The sequence below is a fragment of the Polyangium sorediatum genome (assembly GCF_029946465.1).
GTDB classification, from domain to species: Bacteria; Myxococcota_A; Polyangia; order Polyangiales; family Polyangiaceae; genus Polyangium; species Polyangium fumosum.
Map to the genome: position 1 here is coordinate 56,319 of NZ_JARZHI010000031.1, position 19,266 is coordinate 75,584.

The following is a 19,266-nucleotide window of genomic DNA, read 5'->3' on the forward strand; positions in this document are numbered from 1 at the left end:
GCCCACCACCCGCGGAAGGCACCTTTCGAATAAAGGCACCCCGAATCAATTGTAGGCCGAGCGTCCTCGCTCTGGCAACGCCCCTCGTCATGGATCGGGTATGGTGGTCACCCAATGAGGCACGACATGGCTTACAAGCGGTGGATCGGGAATTTCGTAGGGCTCTTCGCGCTTTTGGGCGGATGCCAGGTCGTTGGCAGCATCGAGCCGGAGCTCGTCCTCGCGTCCGGAGACGAAATTTGCGGCGACGGCGTGGACGACGACGGCGACGGCCTCGCCGATTGCGACGACCCCGATTGTGGCACGACCCTTTGCGTCCCGAACGCTCCGCCCGGCTGGGAAGGCCCGTTCTGGGTCCAGCGCGCGTTCTGGGACGGCGTGTCCGGCCCCTCGTGCCCCGCGGGCATCCCGGGCACCGCCCATTATATGTCCCCCGCGCCCGCGGCCTGCACGCCCTGCGCGTGCAGCGACGTCCAGGGCGGCGCTTGCAGCCCGCCGAAATTCCGGTGCTGGCCCTCCAAGAACTGCTCGGGAGATGCCGTCAACACGACGCTCGCCGACGTCGGGCAATGCGATGCGCCCTTCAGCCCGTTCGCCCTTGGCGCCGCGAGCTGCCGCATCATCGGCGCGGGCGCCCTGCAATCGGACGGCGCGTGCACGCCGAGCGGCGGAGAGCTCACGGAGCCGCAGCTCTTCCAGCAGATCGTCTCGGCCTGCGCACTCGGCGCGGGGCTCGGCTGCGCGGAGGGCTCCACCTGCGCGCCGCCGCTCGAAGCCGGCGCGCGGCTCTGCGTGCGGAGCAGCGGCGCCGACGTATGCCCGAGCGGCTGGGATGGAGAGACGCTGACGGCCTTTGCAGGCGGGCAGGACGCGCGGACCTGCGGCGCGTGCACGTGCAAGCTTGAAGGCGCCGGATGCGAGGGCGGCGCCTACCGTGCGTTCGATTCGAACAACTGCCAGGTGCCCGGATCGGGGGCCGACGCGGCTCCGCCGATCGACGTCACGGGCGACGCCTGCACCGACCTCTCCGCGCTCGCCGATTCCGGCACCTTTTCGATCCAGGCCCTCGAAGCCAGCGTGTACACGGGCGCCTGCACGGCCGCGGGCGGGATGCCGAGCGGCGCGGTGCTGGTCGACAGCGCGTTCAAGTATTGCTGCCGCTAGTCATTCCACACGAAATCGAGGATCCTGCCGGATTTCGCGGATCCGCTCGCGCGCCGCGGGTTCGTCCGGGCCGATGTCGGCCGAATCGCCGCCCGCGCCGATCGAGATACGCCGCCCGCCTTCGAGGTCGAGATCACAGAGCCCCTCGCCCCACAGGATCGCGGCCTCGATCGGGCGCCGTTCGGCGCGGGGTCCGGCCGGGCCGAGCACGACATCGAAGAGCTGGCCGAGGTCGTGCCGGGCGCCGCCCTGGCAAAAACGCGGGGCGCTCTTCGGCACGTGCTGGCCGAGCTCGCCGAGCAGGAAAGGCAAACCGAGGCTCCGCGCGATCGTGAGATCTTTCTCGAGCTTCCACGTCGCGCGGGCGAACGCGGGGTCGTTCCCCGAAGGCGCGACGGTCGTGTACACGTGCGTCGTCCAGACGAGCCGTGCCCGGAGGGAAGCGGGCAGCGCCTCGATCCACGCGCGCTGGAAGGACACGTAGGCTGCCTCGTGCCCGCGCAGGTCCCCGAGCAGGATCGGGTGCGGCAAACGCTCGCCGAGCAGGCGCAGCGCGGGCTGCACGAATTCGCTCACCCACACGCCCGCCTCGGGGCCGTCCCACGTGCCGCGGGCGACGTTCCGGAAGGTGTCGAGCTCGTTGACGAGCTCGAAGGCCAGGATCGCGCGATCTTCCGCGATGGCGGGCCTCGCCGCGAACGCCTCGATACGATCGGCGAGGGACCCGGCGCCTGCTTGTTTCCAGCCGCCTTCGAGATAAAAACGCTTCGCGAAGAAGGGGCTCTTGGGGTCCTGGTCGTCGAGCGAGCGCGTGCTGTCCGGAGCGCCGTAGCCGGCCTGGTGGTTCTGCAGCGTGACGATGAAACGCAACGGCTGCTCGCGGCGCGCGTTTTCGTCGAGCAGGAGCGCGAGCATATCGGCGGCGTGCTTGATCTCGGTCGACGAGCCGGTTTGCTTCAGCGAACCCCACAGGCGCACGACGGGCGCGCCGCTCCGGGCGACCGCGTCGAGCGCGATGCAGGCGACGCGGCGGCGATCGAGCTCGGTCGGCCCTCCCTCGTAGAGGAGTTTGTCGAGAAGATCGAAGAGGTGTGCCCCGACGAACCGCAGCCGAACGGGCCGGCCGGCAAAGTCCTGTTCGAGGTGGCCGAGCGCTCCGGGTTTGGCAGGGACGACCCGCGCGAACCCGTCCGGGCGCGGCCAGATCCCTGGCGTGTCACGCGTATCGGAGCAAGCCGGATGCGGACGCGAAACCGGAGGTGAAGGCAGGTTCGCGTGCAGATTCGAAGGCGAAGGTCGCGTCGGCGTCGGATTCGTGAGCGGCGCGGGGAGAACCGCGTCGGGGCGGGACGGCGCGTCACATGCGGCGACAATGAAAAAGAATGCCAGGAAAAGACGCATGCGGGACCGAGGAGGCCTCGTACGCTCGACGAGGCTCCCATCCCCCGAAATCACGAAAACAAAGTGGGGAGAAACTGCTGCATTTGCTTGGCCTGCGCCTCGGCGCGGGCACGGCAGGCTTCGAGGCGGGCGCGCAGCGGGCCGTCGGCGTCCCGCGCGCCCCGACGAAAGACCTCGGCCGCGCGCTCGTGCGTGAGCTTCAGCAAAGGCGCGAGGCTCTTCTGATCGACGCGCATCGGGGTGTCGAGGAGCACGATGCACGCCTCGGCCGCATCCCGCAGATCCGATGCGTCGAGGGCATCCGCGACCGGGAGCAACTCGACGAGCGACTGCCTGAGTGTGTCTCGCCCACCTATGGGAATCGCGCTGGACATGAGGATGCGGTCCAGGATAGCGGAGGAATTCGTTTCGGCCATCCGGGGCGTTATTTGTCGCGTCGCAGCATGCACGTCGGCCATCCGCCACCCTTCGAAGCGCCAAGATCGTGCCGCAGCAGATGCAACCGGGACGTGCGATTTCGACGAGACCGGCACTCCGAGGGTCCCTGGACCCGGGTGTCCCGACAAACGTAAAACGAGCGAGAGGCGCGATCGGCGCGCCCCTCGCTCGCGAGAGCAGCAGCGTCCCCCCCGAGCCGCTGCCTGCTCTCCTGCCCGATCCTACCCCGCGCCCGCCAAAAATCCCCACGTCCGGAAAGCAATCCCCTGTGGGGATGTCGGTTTTTGGGCAGACGCAAATCGCTAGCTGGAATGGGCCGAGGCGCCCTGGGGCAGATCGAGCTCCGGCACGGTCGGGCGTTCGCTGATGGGCGTGACGCGATCCCCCGGCAACGGCTCAGGGCGAGGCGCAGCGAGCCGGGTCGGCCGCCGCGCCGCAGGGACGAGCACGGCGGCGAGGAGCACGGAGGCCCCGCCGCAGAGCACGGCGGCGCTGTAGCCGAGGCGGAGCGCGAGCAAGGCGCCGCCAAAGAGCGCGCATGCGGCGAAGGATCCGGCGACGGCCATCGAGAGGGGCAGCGCGCGATCGGCGAGCGAAGACGCGATCCGCGCGCCGAGCGCGAGGAGCGCGCCGAGGCCCAAGCCGATCACGCCGAGGATCACGGCCGCGACGCCGAGCCGCGCCGGCAGCGTGAGCCCGAGGGCCAACCCGAGCGCCGCATCGAGCCCCATCGCGAGGGGCGCGAGGACAAACACGAGGGCGAGCGACCAGCGCTGCGCGGCGCCACGCGCGGCCACGTCCCAAGGCCGATGCCCGCGCCCGAAGCCCAGGCCGAGCGCGAGCAAAAAGACGAGCGGCAGCACGAGCGCCACGAGATCGGCCCGCCCCACGACCACGCCGAGCCGCGGAAGGAGCGCCCCGCCGATGAGCGAGACGCCCGCCGCGGAGAAACCGAGCGCGAGCGCCGCGCGCAGGATCGATCCACGCGAAGCGCCGTCGAGCGTCCGCCGCGCCGCGACGAGCGGCCCGAGCAGCGCGACGAGCGCCGCGAGCGCGGTCACCCCGAGGCCGGCGGCGATCGTCAAGAACCCGCGCTGGGTCTCCTTCAGACCGCGCACATCGAGCAGCGTCTTCTTCAGCTCGCCCGGCGCGACCGTGGAGAACCAGAAGGGACGATCGTCCGTCGGCGGCCGGAGATCCGTGCCTTGCCGCGCCGAGAGTTCGGCCGGATCGGCGCCCTCGACGAGCAAACGACGGAGGTTTCCTCTGGGCGCCTCCGCCATGAGCAGCTCGGCGAACTTGTGCCGCCGGCAGTGCGACCGGAGGTTCGTGAGCTCCTCGGCGCCGAGCGGCGTGCGCTTGAGGAGCAGCGTGGTGATCCTGTCCTTCGTGCAGCCGAAGAGGTGCGTCGCGGGCGCCTGGGCCCCCGCTTCACGCAGCGCGCGTGTCGCGAGCGCGACGAGCCGATCCGCCTCCACCTCGGGCCGCGAGAGCGTCACGGTGCCCTCGGGAACGACCGCGAGCAGCAGATCCCGCACGGCCTGCGTCGTGAAGAGCGGGCTCGGCGTGGCCGCGACGGCGCCGACCGGCGAAGGCGCGAAGGCGTCGAAATACCCGACGACGATGCTGCGATAAGGCACGGGCGGGCGCCGGACGTACCCGCGCGGCCCCTCGACCATGAGCCGGATCTCGGGTTTGTCGTAGAGCTCCCCGCTCCACGCGCGCGACTCGCCGCGCATGATCTCGTGCACGAGGGTAGGGTCCGGCTCGACCGCGTAAATTTCCTTCTGGTTCTGCCGGAGCGCGGACCGCAGCTCACGCCCGCCGGCCGATCCCACGACGAGCACGGGCCCCTTGTCCTTGTGCAGGACGTAGCCGAGCTCGTCCGGCGAGGCCGGGGGCATCTGCTTCCCGTCGTAGATCTGCGTGCCCATCGTCCCGTCCGCGCGCAACCACACGGCGCCCGCCGCGGGTTTGTCCACGGTGAGCAGGGCGCGGTTCGTCCAGCGCTGGAAGGAGACCCGCTCGATCTGGATCCACCGGATGGCCGCGAGCTTGAGGTACGGCGCGCCGATCTCGCCCGCGAGCAGCACCGAGCAGCCGAGCACGAACGTCGTGACGATCCCGAGGTGGACCCGCGGCCGTTCCGCTTCGCCGGACGCATCCTCGCCCTCGGGGACCTCACGCCGCGCAGCGACCGCAAAAAGCGCCGCCGCGAGGCTCGCCGCGATGGCCGAGCCGAGCCCCACCCGCGCAGGCCCGAAGCGCAGGACGAACGCCGCCGCGACGACGCCACACGCCGCGCCGAGGAGCCCGCTCTTGCCGACGTCGGCCACGCGCCGCCGCGCCACGCCGAGGGCGCCCGCGAGCGTCACGCCCGCGAGCACGAAGGGCAGGAGCGAGGTGCCGAGGAAGATCGCGAGCTGGCCGAGCGCCGCGCGATCAAACGTGTCGACCGAACGAGCGCGCACCCCAACCACGACCGAGACGGCCATCGCGCCCGCGGAGAGCGCGGCGAAATGCGCGACCGGCGCCACGCTGCGGGGCGGCTTGCCGATGCCCCGCACGACCCCGCCGAACCACGCGCCGACGCCGAGCCCGAGCGGCAGGAGCGCGGTCCACACGAGCTCGAAGTGAGGCCCGAGCAAGGCGGAGAACATCCGCACGAGCGCGATCGAGAGCACCACGAACGCGGCGAGGTAAAGCGCGATTCCCCCGGCGAGGGCCCTCGACTGGCTGACCGACATTGCGAGGGACATCGTCTAGCACGGGTCGAAGCACGTTGACCCGCCGAATCTCTCGCGGCCGGTTGCTCGCTAGGCTCAGCGTTCCTTGCCGAGCGGAGCGAGCGGCCACGGGCGCAAGAGGGGAACGGCCGCCATCGGACCGCTCTGCCGCAGCGCGCGCGCGCACTCGTCGACGAGCAGGCGTCGCGGCCCGAACGCCGTCCCGTTCGCGGCATCGGCGTCCATGAGCCGCGTCGGTGTGTCGCGACCGAAGTCGTCGGGATGGCCGGGATCGTCGAGCAGCACGTGCCCGAGCTCGTGCGCGAGGGCGAAGCTCGCGCGGTCGGCCCGGAGCGCGGCGCGATCCGTGATGAGCACGTTGCGCACCGCGCCGCCGTCGGCGCCGATGAAGCTCTCGCCGATGCGGCCGCTGCCCGCGAAGCTCGGCACCACGATCACCTCGATGGTCGAGGGATCCCCGTCGTCGAGGGCCTTGATGAGCGCGCGCTCCTCGACCGTGCCCGCGATCGCGTCGATGTCGTTGAAATGTTGCAGCCCGTCTTCGAGCTCGACGCGCCCGATGCACGCCGTGAGCAGCGCGTCCGTGCTGACCGGCCCCGATGCAGGCGGCTCGACGAGCGCCGGCTCGCCGCTCTTGCGCCGCACGAGCACGTCGGAGCTGCCGCGCGCGCCTGCCGCGATCGTCGCGTTGTCCGAGACGCGCGCCACGAAGCCCGCCGAGGCGATCGCCGTCGCGAGCACGCGCGCCGCGCCCGCGGGCGTCGTGCCCTTCTCCATCGTCACCGCGATCTCGCGCCCGTCCACGCGCACGCGCACCTTGCCTCCGCCCGCCGCCGGCAAGCCGTGATCACAGCCGAGCGCCACGAGGTGCGGGCGTGGCGGATCCACGATCGTGATCTCCGTCTCCGCGGGCGGCCCGAAGCTCACGCCACACGCGCCCCAGAGCGTGCTCGCCTGCGCCACGTCCGCGCGCGCCAGCACCATCGCGCCCGCGTCGTCCCCGCCCACGGGCGGCGGACCGCCCGGCCGCGGGCGCACCAGAAAGACGCGCAGCGCGCCGCGATATCGCACGAGCGGCCCGAGCGGCGACGCGCGCGGCCCCGCGACGCGCAGGCCTCCAAGCTTGCGCACATCGCTGATCAGCGCGAGCTCCACCGCGCCGCCGAGCTCCGCGCGCACGGATCGATCCCGCACCGTCGGGTGGTTCCGATCGATCTCGTCCGGCACCACGCGGATCGGCGCGGTCGAGGCGCACGCGAGCGACGCGTCCACGCCGTCGGGACATGCCACCGCGCCGAGCATCAAGGGCTCCAGCCGATCGACGATCGCGCCCGACGGCGCGCGGCCCGTCACGCGCACGACCGGCGGCAGATCCTCCCGCGTGGCCACGACGACGAACCGCACCGCGTCGGGGTTCGTGCTCTTCGCATACGGATCCGCGGGCAGCCGCTCGGGCGGCGTGCGCTCGAGCGAGGCGTGCGAGCGCGCCGGATCCACGCGTTGCCCCTGCCCGTCGATCGGAAGCACGTCGATCGCCGCGATCGTACGCGTTCGTCCGAACGCCTTCACCTCCCCACGCCCCGCGCGTACGGCCTGCAACGCGACACGCTTCGCGCCTGCGGGGATCACGCTCCCCGCGAACGGCCGCCCGTCCACGAGCAGGCGCGCCACGTCGCCGCGGACCTCGATCGTTCGATCCTTGCCCTTCGGCAACGTAAGTTCGAAGAGATCCGTGGACGGCGCGACGACGTCCTGCTCCGCGTCGGGACGACCATCGACGTCGTCGTCGTCGCGATCGACGCCGAGCACGATCCGATCGTCGGCCTGCGCGGCAGGCAGGCTCGCCGGGCTCCCCTGCCCCGCGGCGGCGAGGACGACCCCGAGGGCGAGCGCGCGCCCGAAGGGCCGTCCGCGCTCGCCTCGGGCGAGGATCACCGCCCCTCGATCGCCTGCGTGACGATGTGGAACTCGACGCGACGGTTGCGTGCCTGCCCCTCGGGCGTCGCGTTGCTCCCGACCGGCTTGCGCGCGCCAAAACCCTTCGATTCGAGCCGGCTCGCCGCGATGCCGCCCTTGTCGATCAGGTACATGCGTACGGCCGCCGCGCGGTTCGCCGAGAGCTTGTCGTTGTACTCGGGCTTGCCGATGTCGTCGGTGTGCCCTTCGACGCTGACGAGCTTGATCTCGGGGTTTGCCTTGAGCAGACGCACGACCTCGTCGAGGATCGGGTAGCTCTTCGGCAGGATCACGTTGCTGTCGAACTCGAACTCGACCTGCTTCGTGATCTGAATCTCGCTCGATCCGCTGATGCGGCGGACGAACTGCGGGCAACCTTCCTTCTCGGGATCGTCGCCGCGCATGCCCGGCTCCTTCGGGCACTTGTCCTCGGCGTCGGGCACCGTGTCCTGATCGGCATCGTCCTCGGGGCAGCCATCGCGATCGTCGATGCCGTCCTTGTCCTCGGGGTTGGCCGGACACTTGTCGACGTTGTCGGGGATGCCGTCCTTGTCGAGATCGGACATCGTCGGACAGCCGTCGTCGGGGTTCGGCGGCGCCTTGTCTTCCTTGTCGACGGGGCACATGTCGACGAGGTCCGGGAAGCCGTCCTTGTCCGTATCGACGTCGTCGCGGAACTGGTAACGCGCCGCGCCTGCGCCGACCTCGGTGTCCTTGAGCTGGAAGGCGCCGCCGACGACCGCGACGATGCGCAGATCGGGCGCGTAGCCGCCCGTGAGGCGCGAGCCGACCGAGAGGCCCGCCCACGAGAGCTTCCTCGCGTCGAGCGCCATGCGACCCGAGAGCGACCACTCGAGCGGCGCGGAGTCGAGCTCGCCGAGCGTCTCGGGCAGCATGCCCACGGAGCCGAAAATCTCGGCCCCGATGCGCAGGCGATCCTGCATGAGCGGCACGTAGCCGCCGACGCCGTAGGTCAACTCGCGGCCGACCGTGAGCTCGTGCAGCTTCGCGGTGGGCCGGATGGAGAAACCCGCGTTCAGCGTCAAGAAAAATTTCTTCGCGTCGTACTCGGTGGCAAGGCCAACGCTGCCCCACGTTTCCTTGTCACCGCCGAAGGAGAACTCATCGCCGGTCGGCAGAAACACCGCCGCGCGCAGGCCGAGCTTGAAGGACTTGTCCTCCGTCCGGAACACGATGAAGCGGCCGTCGAGCCGCATGTCCATCGGCGCGAAGGCTTGCATGTTGACGTTCTGGTTGAGCCCGGCCGCCGCGTTCCCCGTGGGGTTGCCGCTCTGGTAGAGCGCGAGCGGGAGCGTCACCTGCACGGCGCCGCGCTCGAGGATCTCGGCGCCGGCCGTGATGTACGCCGCGAGCTGGTTCGCGACGGGCGGACCTTTCAGCGTCCCGGCCTTCTCGAGGTTGTCGACGTGGTTGTCGACGCGCAGCGGGTTCAGCGAGAAGCCGAGCCCGAACTGGCCGTAGAGGCGCGTCTGCCCGATGTCGGGGCGCCAGACCGCGAGGCCGTCCCCGGGCGCACCGCCGATCTGCAGCCGGTCGAGGTAAAACGTCTTGTCCTGCGCGTTCGCCGCAAGCGGCACGAGCAAGGTCGCAAGGAGGGTGGCGCCGGGCAGAAGGGTCTTTTGCGCCCGCTTTGCCCATGCGGGTCCCATAGGTCGTCGAACCATCACGCGATGTCCTCTGTATCATTGTCCCGGCCAGACCGGGTGGCCGTCGCGCGCCCCTCCTTCACTTCGCGCGCGGCCACCCGAGTGTCGTGGACGGTCACTTCGGCGTCGGCGGAACGACGATCTCGTTGATGGGCAGGAATCCGGCGCCCGCCGGATAGGCGTACGAAACGCGGAGGGTCTGCTGCGTCGTGCCCCAGCCCCACACGGTGGCGCCGAAGGGCTGCGTGCTCGACATCTCCTGCGGCCCGTTCGTGCAGCCGTCGACGCCCTGGAAGTCGCCCTTCACGAGGTCCACGCGCGTGAACTCGTAGTCGCCGACGGGCTGCCAGCCGTCGAGCTCGCCCTTGCACTTGAGCGTGACGGGGGCAAAGTCGCCGGTCGTCTTCGACTTGACGCGCACCACGACGAGGCTCGTCTCCGGGTACGTCGGGTCCGTGAAGAGGACATAACGCTTCAAGAACTGCTGCGGCGGCACCACGTTGACCCAGTCCGGATCGCCGACATTCGCGAACGGCGCGCCGCCCGTCATGTAGGCGCCGAAATAGAACGGGTGCTGCGCGTCCTGGCTGCGCACGACGAAGGGCCCCGGATCCTCGAACTCGAGCACCTGCCCCTGGCCGATCATCGCGGGCGCGCCCGCGGGCTTCGTGGGCGTCCAGGTGAGGACCGTCCCGTCGACCGCGCCGACGAGCCGCCACCGCGACGACTCCTCCACCGCCGAACGGCTCTTGTACCGCACGGCCACGTATTCGCTGCCGAGCGCGCGCACCGGCGCGAGCTGCTGCTGGCCCGAATCACAGTCGTCCTGCATCGACGGCACGTTCATGCACTTCGACGCGCCGAACACGGCGACCGGCTTGTCCGAGCCGATGGGGCTGCCCGTGAGCTCCTCGGGCTGCGTGATCTGCAGGAACTGGCCCGCGCTCAGCATGTACTCGACGGGCTTGTTCACCTCGGACGCGGGGATGCCACCGCCGCCGACGACCGCCACGTTCGGCAGGAGCGTGACCTTCGTGTTGTCCTGGTGCGCGAGGATCGCGAGGGAAGGCCAAGCGTCGGGGAAGACCTCGCTCGCCTTGTACGCGTTGATGGCGAGATAGTTGGTGTCCCAAGCGCTCGTCGGGAGCAGCAGCGTGGCCGAACTGACGTACGCCTGACCGCCGCCGTACGGCGAGATCTGGTAGGCCACGACGGGGTAGTCCGTGGTGATGTGGAAGGCGTCGCCCTTGCCCGTATCGATCACGCCGGTGTCGAGGTTCAGCGCCGCGGGCTTCGGGCAGTCGACGACGCTCGCGCCCGCCGACTTGCGCGACAGGAACAGGATCGCCACCTGCCCCACGTCGATGCCCGTCGCCTCGTTGTAGGCGGCGTACTGGATCGTGCCGTTCGCGCCGATGCTCGGGATGTACGCGAACGTCGCCGGATCGAGCGACGAACCCTTCCGCGAGACCTGGAGGTGCACCGGCTTCGACCAGGTATTCGCCACGAATGCGGCGAAACACGCGCCGTCGGCCTGCGGCCGGAGCGCCGTCTTGAGCGCCCAGTAATCGCAGCCGTACGAGCTCTTCGACTCCTCCGCGGCCTGGCAGGGGTCGTTGATGCACTTCGCATTGGCGCAGCCCTGGTCCGGCGTGCATTGCACCTTGACCTCGCCATAACAATCGACGACCGCCGTGAGGTCGTTCGAGCACGTGTCATCGCAGCCGACACCGCTGTCGGTATCGATGATGACGCCGCCGGAGCCGCCGTCGCCCCCCGTGCCACCCGGCCCTCCCGGCCCCGTGCCGGCGCCCGACGCCTCCGGGTCCTGGTACGAGTCGGTGCACGCGGCATACGCCGTGGCAGCGAGGAGCGCCGAGATCGCGAGCGAGAAGCTCGAAGCCCAGCTGGACTTTTTCACGCAAACCTCCCTTTCCGGCAATCGGTCACGAGGGTACCACGATCAGCAGGCTTCGGTACGGGGACAAACCCCGACTTCTTCCGCGTCTTCCCGGACGAATGCCCTCGCGGAGCGAGAGCCACGCGGAACACGCGCAGCGAGGCCGGATCGATTACGTCCATTCGAATGCGCCCGTTCCTTTCCGTATCACAACCCACGCTTTGGGTTGCTCGCCCGCTCGACGAACGGACGGTCTCGACCAGCCTTCGTCGGCGGCACCGACGATCCGCGTCGGTGGTGTGTCCTCAATAACCTTTGGATGGTAAGAAACAGGCCGATCCTAGCCGACGCCGAAAAGGCACGTCAAGGTCCGCCTCGCTGCGATCTTGCCACCCACGCACGAAGGCGTGGACCTGGCGCCCAGGGCGCGCGGACCGACCGGCGACGTTATGACGGTTCAATCGGCCATCGGCTCGAAATCGGCCTTCGTCGCTCCGCATTCGGGGCAATACCAGTCGTCTTGGATGTCCTCGAACGCCGTGCCCGGCGCGACGCCGTTGTCCGGATCGCCGAGCGCCGGATCGTAGACGTGGGCGCACACGAGGCAGCGGTATTTTTTATTCTTCATCGGCATCGTCCCTCGGGAACGGGGGGCCCTTATATCCTCGACCCGTCGCGAAGGGTAGCCTCGTGAAAGCCGAGGCTTTGCCACGAGCAGAGCGAGAGGCGCGCGCCTCGGCCTGCACCTCGCCGACAGGCTGCTCGGCGTGTTCCGACGCCGAACGACCTTCAGCCCGGAAACACCTCGCGCAGCGACGCGTCGAGCGCCGCGCACACCTCGTCGACCTGCGCGTCGGTCATGCGCGGGTAGAGCGGCAGCGTGAGCTCGCGCGGGGCGAGCACGTCCGTGCGGTCGAGGTTGTCCCGACGCACGCGCTCGCTGGTGCCGTGGAACGAGAAGGCGTGGATCGGCAGGTAATGCACGCTCGTCTGGATCCCGCGCGCCTTCATCGCGGCCATCACGGCCTCGCGCGGCGCGCCCTCGGGCAGGAGCACGGGCATGATGTGGTAGGCGCTTTCCCCCACCCCGCGCACCTCGAAGTCGCGGAACGGGACGTGCACGCGGTCGAGCGCGCCGAGGCGCTCGCGGTACCGCGTGACGACGGCGCGGCGCATGCGGTTGCCCTCCGCGAGGCGGCCGAGCTGCACGAGCCCGATCGCGCTGCGGATCTCGTCGATGCGGTAGTTCTGCCCCGCGAGGACCACGTCGTAGGAAAACGCGTGCCCCTTGTGGCGCTCGAGCGTGAGCGTGGTCATCCCGTGCGATCGCAGGAGCTTGCAGCGCTGGCGAAGCTCCTCGGTCCGCGCGGCGACCGCGCCTCCCTCCCCGGTCGAGAGGTTCTTGTTCGAGAAGAAGCTGTAGCAGCCGACGTCGCCGATCGTCCCGAGGGCGCGGCCCTTCCAGGTCGCGAGCGGCGCGTGCGCCGCGTCCTCGATCACCGCGATGCCGTGCCGCTCGGCGATCGCGAGGATCGCGTCCATGTCGCACGGGTAGCCGGCGTAATGCACGACCGTGATCGCCTTCGTGCGCTTCGTGATCTTCCGCTCGACGTCCGCGGGATCGATCGTGAGATCGTCCGGCCCGACGATGTCGGCGAGCACGACGTCCGCGCCCGTCGTCAGCGCGGCGTTCGCCGTCGCCACGAACGTGAGGCTCGGGCAGATCACCTCGTCGCCGGGCCCGACGCCCACGGCGAGGTAGGCGAGGTGCAGCGCCGCCGTGCAGTTCGTCATGGCGAGCACGCCCGTCGTGCCGAACGCCTCGCCGAGCGCGCGCTCGAAGGCCTGCGTGCGCTCGCCCATCGTGAGCCAGCCGGAGGCCACGACGTCGGCCGCGGCTTGGGCCTCTTCAGGGCCGAAATGAAGGTCGCAGAGGGGAATCTTCCACATGCTCGGATCCGATCAGATCGCGTACTCGTCCGGCCGATAGTCGGCGATGCGCTCGAGGACGTAGACCCACGTCTTCTGGAGCCCTTCTTCGAGGGTCACGCGTGGCTCGTATCCGACGAGCTCCTTGGCCTTGCGTCCATCGGCGAGCAGGAGCTCGACCTCGCTCGCGTCGGGCCGCACGCGCGCGTCGTCCGTCTCGAGGCGCGCCGGTTTGCCCGAGATCACGAAGATGAGCTCGGCGAGCTCGCCCATGGAGATCGTGCGGCCGCTGCCCACGTTGATCACCTGCCCGAGGGCCCGATCACTCGCGCCGACCGCGAGGAACCCCGCCACGGTGTCCTCGACGAAGTTGAGGTCGCGCTTCGGCCGCGTGCTGCCCACGCGCACGACGTCGCGGCCGGCCGCGAGCTGCTTCATCACGCTCGGGATGAACGCGCGCGACGACTGGCGCGGGCCGTACGTGTTGAAGGGGCGGATCGTGGCGACGGGCGTGCCGAACGAGAGGAAATAACTCTCGGCGAGCTTGTCCGCGGCGATCTTCGTCGCCGAGTAGGGCGACTGCCCCGTGAGCGGGTGGGCCTCGTCGATCGGCGCATACCGCGCCGATCCGTACGTCTCGCTCGTCGACGTGTGCACCATGCGGGCGCCGTGCTCGCGCACCGCTTCGAGCACGTTCAACGTGCCCGACACGTTCGTCGCGACGTACTGATGCGGAGCCACGTACGAGTAGGGGATCCCGATCAGCGCGGCGAGGTGGAAGACCACGTCCGCGCCCCGCACGAGCTTGCGCACGCAGGCGGCGTCCTCGACGTTGCCGAGGACGACCTCCACCTGCCCGAGCACGCTCGCGGGGACGCGATCCAGGTGGCCGCGCTGCGAGCTCGACGTGTAGCGGACGAGCGCGCGCACGTTCGCGCCCTCGCGCACGAGGGCCTCGACGAGGTGGCTGCCGATGAAGCCCCCCGCGCCGGTCACGACCACGCGCTTGCCTGCGTAAAACGAGCCCGCTTCCATCACGAGATCCTCGTCGTCACTTGACGATGATGTCGCCGGCCGGCGCGCCCGCGCCCTCGGTCATGCCCTTTTCGCGGTGCACGCAGAGGCCCTGCTTGCAGTAGCTCTCGGGCGTCGGCGAGGCGCACTTGAGCTCGGGCTCCTCGCACTGGCCCTTCTTGTAGTTCTCGGCCATCGGCTTGATCGTGTCGAGCGTCTGCCCGTTCACGGGCTTCGCACAGCCGGGCCACGCGCTCTGCTTGCAGTCGGCGTCGACGTTGCAGTGCTGCGCCTTGTTGAGGAGGTCGAACGCCTCCCCCCGGATCTTATCGCACTCCTTCGGCTCCATCTTGCTGGAACACCCGAGCGACGAGAAAAGGGCCAAGCAAACCAGGGCTCCCAGGGTCACGACGCGCTTCATCGCCTCCGTCCTTTCCGTTTCGAGCCTTGCTACCACGGCTCGACGCGCACGTCTCGGTCGGCCACGGAGGCCGCGCCCGCGCGCGCGTTCGGGAGACCGAAAAAATTACGCCGCGCGACGCCCCCTCGGCCGCTCGCCTGAGCCTCCATCGTGACGTAGCCCGGAAGGAGCATGGAACGGCTGCGCGTCCTCACCCTCAACATCTGGAACAAAAAGGGCCCCTGGGAGCGACGGCTCGAGCTCATCCGCGAAGGGATCCGCCGCCTTTCGCCGGACGTCATCGGGCTGCAAGAGGTCATCCTCTACAACGACCGCACGCAGGCCGACGAGATCCGCGAGGGCCTCGGCTACGACGCCGCCTTCGGCATGGCCCACGATCTCGGCGACGGCATGCACTTCGGCAACGCCGTGCTCTCGCGCTTCCCGATCGAGAAGCGCGCGGTGCTGCCCCTGCCCACGGCCGGCGACGAGGAGCGACGGGCGCTCCTCCACGCGCGCATCCGCACGCCCGCGGGGTCCCTCCCGTTTTTTGTGACGCACCTCAACTGGAAGTTCCACGACGGCGTGGCGCGCGAGGCCCAGGTCGTCTCCATCGCCGAGCACGTGATGCACGAAGCCCCGGTCGGCGCGGATCTTCCCGCGGTGCTCGTCGGCGACTTCAACGCCGTGTCGCACTCCGCGGAGATGCGATTTCTGCTCGGGCTCCAGTCGCTCGGGGGCAAGAGCGTGCACTTCACCGATTGCTTCGAGCACCTCGGCGCGCCCCCGGGCTACACGTTCGATTCGGAGAACAACCCGTACGCCGCGCTGACGCACGAGTTCCCGCGCCGCATCGATTACATCCTCGTGCGCGGGCCCGAGCTCGGCACGGGCCGCGGCAAGCCGCTCTCGGCACAGGTCGTGATGACCGAGAACCAGGACGACGTCGCGCCCTCCGATCACTACGGCGTGTTCGCGGAGATCAACGTCCGCGAGCTCGGCCCGCGCCTGCACTAGCGCATGAAGGGGACGCCCCGCCACGCGGGGCTCCGATCACTTGCCCTGGAACGAAGGCTCGCGCTTCTCCATCCAGGCGAGCACGCCCTCCATGCAGTCGGCCGACTGCAGGAGCTTCACCTGCCCGGCCTTCTCGCGATCGAGCGCCTCGTCGATCGTGCTGCCGAGGCTCTTGCGGACGGCGCTCTTGATCTCGGCGTACGCGAGCGGCGGGCCCTTCGCGAGGCGCGCGGCGAGCTTCATCGTCTCGCCGCGGAGCTCGGCCGACGGAAGGACGTGGTTCGCGAGGCCGAGCGAGACGGCGTGATCGGCCGTGATGCGATCGCCCGTCATCATGATCTCCATCGCGCGCCCGAGGCCGACGAGGCGCGGGAGCCAGAACGAACCGCCGCCGTCCGGCATGAGCCCGATCTTCACGAAGCGCTCCTCCAGGTAGGCATCTTGGCCGAGCATCCGGAGATCACACGCGAGCGCGAGATCACAGCCGAAGCCGACGGCCGGGCCCTCGACCATCGCGACGAACGGCTTCGGCGCGTTCACGATCGCGCGAATGATCCCGTGGTAGCGATCCATGATCGCGTCGAGACCCCCCGCGGCCTGCAGGCTGCCCATCGCGTTCTTGAGATCGGCGCCCGCGCAGAACGCGCCGCCCGCGCCCGTCAGCACCACCGCGCGCACCGACGCGTCTGCGCCGAGCCGCGGCAACGTCTCGAGGAGCGCGCCGAGGAGCTCCGTGTCGAGCGCGTTTTTCGCCCGGGGCCTGTTCATTGTGACGACGGCGACGGGGCCTTCGTGCTCGACCAAGAGGACCTGTTCGGACATGCGCTTTACCTACCCGATTTCTTGGACTCCTCCCAGTAGACGTCGAGCTCCTGCAACGTGAGGTGATCCTCCCCGCCCGGCTCGGGCCATCCGCCGTGGCGCTCGCGGACGCGGGCTTCGACGTGATCGAAGCGGCGCGTGAACTTGTCGATCGTGCGGCGCAGCGCGCTCTCGGCGTCCACGTTCACGTGCCGCGCGAGGTTCACCAGCGCGAAGAGCGCGTCGCCGAGCTCCGCCTCGATCTCCCCGGCGTCGCCGGTCGCGATCGCCTCGTCGAGCTCGCGGATCTCCTCGGCCACCTTGGCCCGTGATCCCGCGACGTCCGGCCAATCGAAGCCCACGCGCGCGACCTTCTCCCCGATGCGCTGCGCCCGCACGAGCGCCGGCAAGCTGCGCGGCACACCCGAGAGGATCCCCTGCTTGGGCTTATCCGCGCGCTCCTTCGCCTTGATGAGCTCCCAGTTGCGCAAGACCTCGTCCGCGTCCTCGACCGTCGTGTCCGCGAAGACGTGCGGATGCCGCCGCACGAGCTTCTCGCAGATCGCAGCGACCACGTCGTCCGGACCAAACGCCCCCTCCGCGCGCCCGAGCTCCGCCTGGAAGACGACCTGCAGGAGCAGATCCCCGAGCTCGCCACGCAGCTCGCCGCGATCCCCCGCGTCGATCGCGTCGATCACCTCGCACGCCTCTTCGAGCACGTACTTGCGCAGCGTCTCGAACGATTGCTTTCGGTCCCACGGGCAGCCGTCCGGCGCGAGCAGGCGTTGCATGAGCTCGACGAGGCGGGGGAAGGTCTGACCACGCTGCTCGGCGAGCGGGGGGACGACGACGGGATCAAAAGGCCTGGCCATGACGAACCCGTAGCACGCGGGGCCCACACCGGCCGTCCTCCTTCCCTCGCCCGCCCCGGCCCGAGGCCGGGTTAGCATGCCGCACGTGAACGCCTTGAAACGATCCTCGCCCGCGCCGGCACGCCCGTGGCGCTGGGTTGTCCTCCTCGGCTTGATCGCCCAGGCCGCGTTCCTCTTCTACCGATCGGGCCAGGAGGAGGCACGCGTCTGGGACCCGTCGAGAATGACCAACCCGGCCTCCCCTTCACCACCGGGGATCCAGGATCAGGGCATGCTCGGCACGCGCGCGCAGGCGCAGCCCGGGGATCTCGTGATCTCGCAAGGCAAGGGCCTCGTCGCGGGCCTCGCGACCGACGGGAAACGTGTCTACTTCAGCGAATTTCTGCTTGGGCAGCGGATCCTCTCGGTCCCCGTGGCGGGCGGCGCGGAGACCCAGCTCGGATCGGGGCGTATGCCGCTCGACGTCGCGCTCGCGAAGGACGTGCTCGTCGTCATGGACGGGGGCGCTCTCTCGGTCGACGGGCAAGGTACGATCACGGCTTTCCCGCTCGACGGATCGGGCGAGCCGCGCGTGCTCGCCTCGAGGATCGTGAACCCGGCCGCGATGGCGATCTCTGCGACCCACGTGTACTGGCTCGACGGGGGCAACGTGGATCGCGACTACGTCGACGGCTTCGTGGCGAGCGCGCCGCTCGCGGGTGGAGCGCACAAGGTGCTCGCGGCGGGCGAGCGCCAGCCGCGCGGGCTCGCCGTCGACGCGACGCACGTGTACTGGGCGCGGCGCGACGTGTACCAGCAGGGCGAGGTCGTGCGGATGCCGATCGCGGGGGGCCCGATCGAGGTCGTTTCCCCCGGCCAGGATTGGGTCAAACGCATCACGATCGTCGGCACGGACGTGTACTGGATCTCCGCGAAGGATCTCGAAGGGACACGCGGCACCGTGCGAAAGGCGCCCGTCAAAGGCGGCCCTGCGCTCGACGTGGCGCTCGCCGACACCAGCATGTGCGGGATGGCGATCGACGGCGACGCGATCTACTGGACGGATCCGGGCAACGTCGATGGAGCGGGCGCGCGCACGGGCGGGCGTATCCTGAAGCAGCGCCTCACGGGCGGCGGCGATCCGATCGTCCTCGCGAGTGGGCAGGATCGGCCGTGTTACATCGCGGTCGACGCGACGCACGTCTACTTCAGCACGCGGAGCCTGGAGCGGGTGAAACGGGCGCCGAAGGACATTGCCTCGGTGCCCTGAGCCGCCCCTCCCCCGCGCGGGAGAGGGGCCGGGGGGTGAGGGCGCTACAGCGTCTTGGCGAGCTCGGCGGCGTGCCCGACGGCCGCGTCGAGCGCCTCTTTCGCGACCTTCGGGCCCATGAGGCCCATCGGCTCGGCGATGATCTCGTGGAACGGGCCGAGGCCCATGAGCCCGAGGATCGTCTTCAGGTAGGGGACCTGAAAGTCCCAGGACGCGAACGGCGATCCCGGCGGATAGGCGCCGTCGCGCGAGACGAGCAGGACGACGGGGCGCCCGCCGAGCAGGCCCTTGAACTCGCCCTTCTGGACCTCGAACGTCAGGCGCGCCTGCACGACCGCGTCGATCCAGCGCTTGAGCTGCCACGGGATCGAGAGGTTCCACATGGGCGTGGAGAGCACGATCAGGTTCGCCTGGTGGAGCTGATCGGTCCACCGGCTGAGCGCGTTCCAGCGCGTGGCCATCTCCTCGTCGAGGTTGCCCTCGCCGTACAGCATCTCGAACTTGGTCTGGACGTCCCACTCGTCCCAGGCCGGCAGCTTCTCCGCGTCCTTCACGAGGTCGACCTCGACGCGGTGCGCGTCGGGGTTCTTCTCCAGGTATGCGCTGAAAAACGCATTACGAAGCTTGCGCGTCCGCGAGCGCTCGGCCCGCGGAAGCGCGAACAAGTCCAGCACGATCCCCATGACGTTTTTCTCTTCCCCTTGTTCGCGA

General features: G+C 69.9%; 16 protein-coding genes. 3 read left to right on the top strand and 13 right to left on the bottom strand.

Features of this window, described 5'->3' with window-relative positions:
- The first annotated feature begins 126 nt into the window (after positions 1-126).
- The gene (locus QHF89_RS28950) at positions 127-1,164 is read left to right on the top strand and encodes a hypothetical protein (protein WP_136968874.1); all 1,038 of its coding nucleotides are present in this window, start codon (positions 127-129) and stop codon (positions 1,162-1,164) included.
- Here QHF89_RS28950 and QHF89_RS28955 read toward each other — a convergent pair whose 3' ends face one another.
- The 10 genes from QHF89_RS28955 to QHF89_RS29000 form a co-directional block, all read right to left on the bottom strand.
- Positions 1,165-2,565: a hypothetical protein gene (locus QHF89_RS28955; RefSeq protein WP_136968875.1), complete on the bottom strand. Its 1,401-nt coding sequence runs from the start codon at positions 2,563-2,565 to the stop codon at positions 1,165-1,167.
- Between the two features lie 50 nt (positions 2,566-2,615).
- Positions 2,616-2,939: a hypothetical protein gene (locus tag QHF89_RS28960; RefSeq protein WP_136927901.1), complete on the bottom strand. Its 324-nt coding sequence runs from the start codon at positions 2,937-2,939 to the stop codon at positions 2,616-2,618.
- A 366-nt stretch (positions 2,940-3,305) separates the two neighbouring features.
- Positions 3,306-5,762, bottom strand: a complete 2,457-nt coding sequence (locus QHF89_RS28965) for a hypothetical protein (RefSeq protein WP_136968877.1) — start codon at positions 5,760-5,762, stop codon at positions 3,306-3,308.
- 63 nt (positions 5,763-5,825) lie between these two features.
- Positions 5,826-7,685 carry a hypothetical protein gene (locus tag QHF89_RS28970; protein WP_136968878.1) on the bottom strand — a complete coding sequence of 620 codons (1,860 nt, stop codon included), beginning with the start codon at positions 7,683-7,685 and terminating at the stop codon, positions 5,826-5,828.
- Entirely contained in the window at positions 7,682-9,391 is a 1,710-nt protein-coding gene (locus QHF89_RS28975) for an OmpA family protein (protein ID WP_136968879.1), read from the bottom strand. The genes QHF89_RS28970 and QHF89_RS28975 overlap by 4 nt, the downstream gene beginning before the upstream one ends.
- Positions 9,392-9,488: 97 nt before the next feature.
- Positions 9,489-11,294 (bottom strand): IgGFc-binding protein, encoded by a 1,806-nt coding sequence (locus QHF89_RS28980; protein WP_136968880.1) that lies wholly within the window; start codon positions 11,292-11,294, stop codon positions 9,489-9,491.
- 436 nt (positions 11,295-11,730) lie between these two features.
- Positions 11,731-11,901 (bottom strand): rubredoxin, encoded by a 171-nt coding sequence (gene rd / locus QHF89_RS28985; RefSeq protein ID WP_136968881.1) that lies wholly within the window; start codon positions 11,899-11,901, stop codon positions 11,731-11,733.
- Between the two features lie 161 nt (positions 11,902-12,062).
- Positions 12,063-13,223 (bottom strand): DegT/DnrJ/EryC1/StrS family aminotransferase, encoded by a 1,161-nt coding sequence (locus QHF89_RS28990; protein ID WP_136968882.1) that lies wholly within the window; start codon positions 13,221-13,223, stop codon positions 12,063-12,065.
- A gap of 12 nt (positions 13,224-13,235) precedes the next feature.
- A complete protein-coding gene (locus QHF89_RS28995) occupies positions 13,236-14,237 on the bottom strand; it encodes an SDR family NAD(P)-dependent oxidoreductase (protein WP_136927908.1) in 1,002 nt (333 codons plus the stop codon).
- A 16-nt stretch (positions 14,238-14,253) separates the two neighbouring features.
- A complete protein-coding gene (locus QHF89_RS29000) occupies positions 14,254-14,637 on the bottom strand; it encodes a hypothetical protein (RefSeq protein ID WP_136968883.1) in 384 nt (127 codons plus the stop codon).
- A gap of 171 nt (positions 14,638-14,808) precedes the next feature.
- On the opposite strand from QHF89_RS29000, the gene QHF89_RS29005 reads away from it, so the two are divergent.
- Positions 14,809-15,633 (top strand): endonuclease/exonuclease/phosphatase family protein, encoded by an 825-nt coding sequence (locus QHF89_RS29005; RefSeq protein ID WP_136968884.1) that lies wholly within the window; start codon positions 14,809-14,811, stop codon positions 15,631-15,633.
- A gap of 36 nt (positions 15,634-15,669) precedes the next feature.
- Here QHF89_RS29005 and QHF89_RS29010 read toward each other — a convergent pair whose 3' ends face one another.
- Both QHF89_RS29010 and mazG read right to left on the bottom strand, forming a co-directional pair.
- Complete coding sequence (locus QHF89_RS29010; protein ID WP_136968885.1) at positions 15,670-16,455, bottom strand: enoyl-CoA hydratase; 786 nt, start codon at positions 16,453-16,455, stop codon at positions 15,670-15,672.
- Between the two features lie 5 nt (positions 16,456-16,460).
- The gene (gene mazG / locus QHF89_RS29015; protein ID WP_136968886.1) at positions 16,461-17,306 is read right to left on the bottom strand and encodes a nucleoside triphosphate pyrophosphohydrolase; all 846 of its coding nucleotides are present in this window, start codon (positions 17,304-17,306) and stop codon (positions 16,461-16,463) included.
- 85 nt (positions 17,307-17,391) lie between these two features.
- Here mazG and QHF89_RS29020 point away from each other — a divergent pair, with 85 nt between their 5' ends.
- Complete coding sequence (locus QHF89_RS29020; RefSeq protein ID WP_136968887.1) at positions 17,392-18,555, top strand: hypothetical protein; 1,164 nt, start codon at positions 17,392-17,394, stop codon at positions 18,553-18,555.
- Between the two features lie 44 nt (positions 18,556-18,599).
- Here QHF89_RS29020 and QHF89_RS29025 read toward each other — a convergent pair whose 3' ends face one another.
- A complete protein-coding gene (locus QHF89_RS29025; protein ID WP_136968888.1) occupies positions 18,600-19,238 on the bottom strand; it encodes an FMN-dependent NADH-azoreductase in 639 nt (212 codons plus the stop codon).
- Between the last annotated feature and the right edge of the window lie 28 nt (positions 19,239-19,266).

Bases quoted from the DNA above. Each gene is read 5' to 3' on its own strand.
- QHF89_RS28950 (WP_136968874.1), top strand. From the start codon at position 127: ATGGCTTACAAGCGGTGGATCGGGAATTTCGTAGGGCTCTTCGCGCTT.
- QHF89_RS28955 (WP_136968875.1), bottom strand. From the start codon at position 2,565: ATGCGTCTTTTCCTGGCATTCTTTTTCATTGTCGCCGCATGTGACGCG.
- QHF89_RS28960 (WP_136927901.1), bottom strand. From the start codon at position 2,939: ATGTCCAGCGCGATTCCCATAGGTGGGCGAGACACACTCAGGCAGTCG.
- QHF89_RS28965 (WP_136968877.1), bottom strand. From the start codon at position 5,762: ATGTCCCTCGCAATGTCGGTCAGCCAGTCGAGGGCCCTCGCCGGGGGA.
- QHF89_RS28975 (WP_136968879.1), bottom strand. From the start codon at position 9,391: ATGGTTCGACGACCTATGGGACCCGCATGGGCAAAGCGGGCGCAAAAG.
- rd (WP_136968881.1), bottom strand. From the start codon at position 11,901: ATGAAGAATAAAAAATACCGCTGCCTCGTGTGCGCCCACGTCTACGAT.
- QHF89_RS28990 (WP_136968882.1), bottom strand. From the start codon at position 13,223: ATGTGGAAGATTCCCCTCTGCGACCTTCATTTCGGCCCTGAAGAGGCC.
- QHF89_RS28995 (WP_136927908.1), bottom strand. From the start codon at position 14,237: ATGGAAGCGGGCTCGTTTTACGCAGGCAAGCGCGTGGTCGTGACCGGC.
- QHF89_RS29000 (WP_136968883.1), bottom strand. From the start codon at position 14,637: ATGAAGCGCGTCGTGACCCTGGGAGCCCTGGTTTGCTTGGCCCTTTTC.
- QHF89_RS29005 (WP_136968884.1), top strand. From the start codon at position 14,809: ATGGAACGGCTGCGCGTCCTCACCCTCAACATCTGGAACAAAAAGGGC.
- QHF89_RS29010 (WP_136968885.1), bottom strand. From the start codon at position 16,455: ATGTCCGAACAGGTCCTCTTGGTCGAGCACGAAGGCCCCGTCGCCGTC.
- mazG (WP_136968886.1), bottom strand. From the start codon at position 17,306: ATGGCCAGGCCTTTTGATCCCGTCGTCGTCCCCCCGCTCGCCGAGCAG.
- QHF89_RS29025 (WP_136968888.1), bottom strand. From the start codon at position 19,238: ATGGGGATCGTGCTGGACTTGTTCGCGCTTCCGCGGGCCGAGCGCTCG.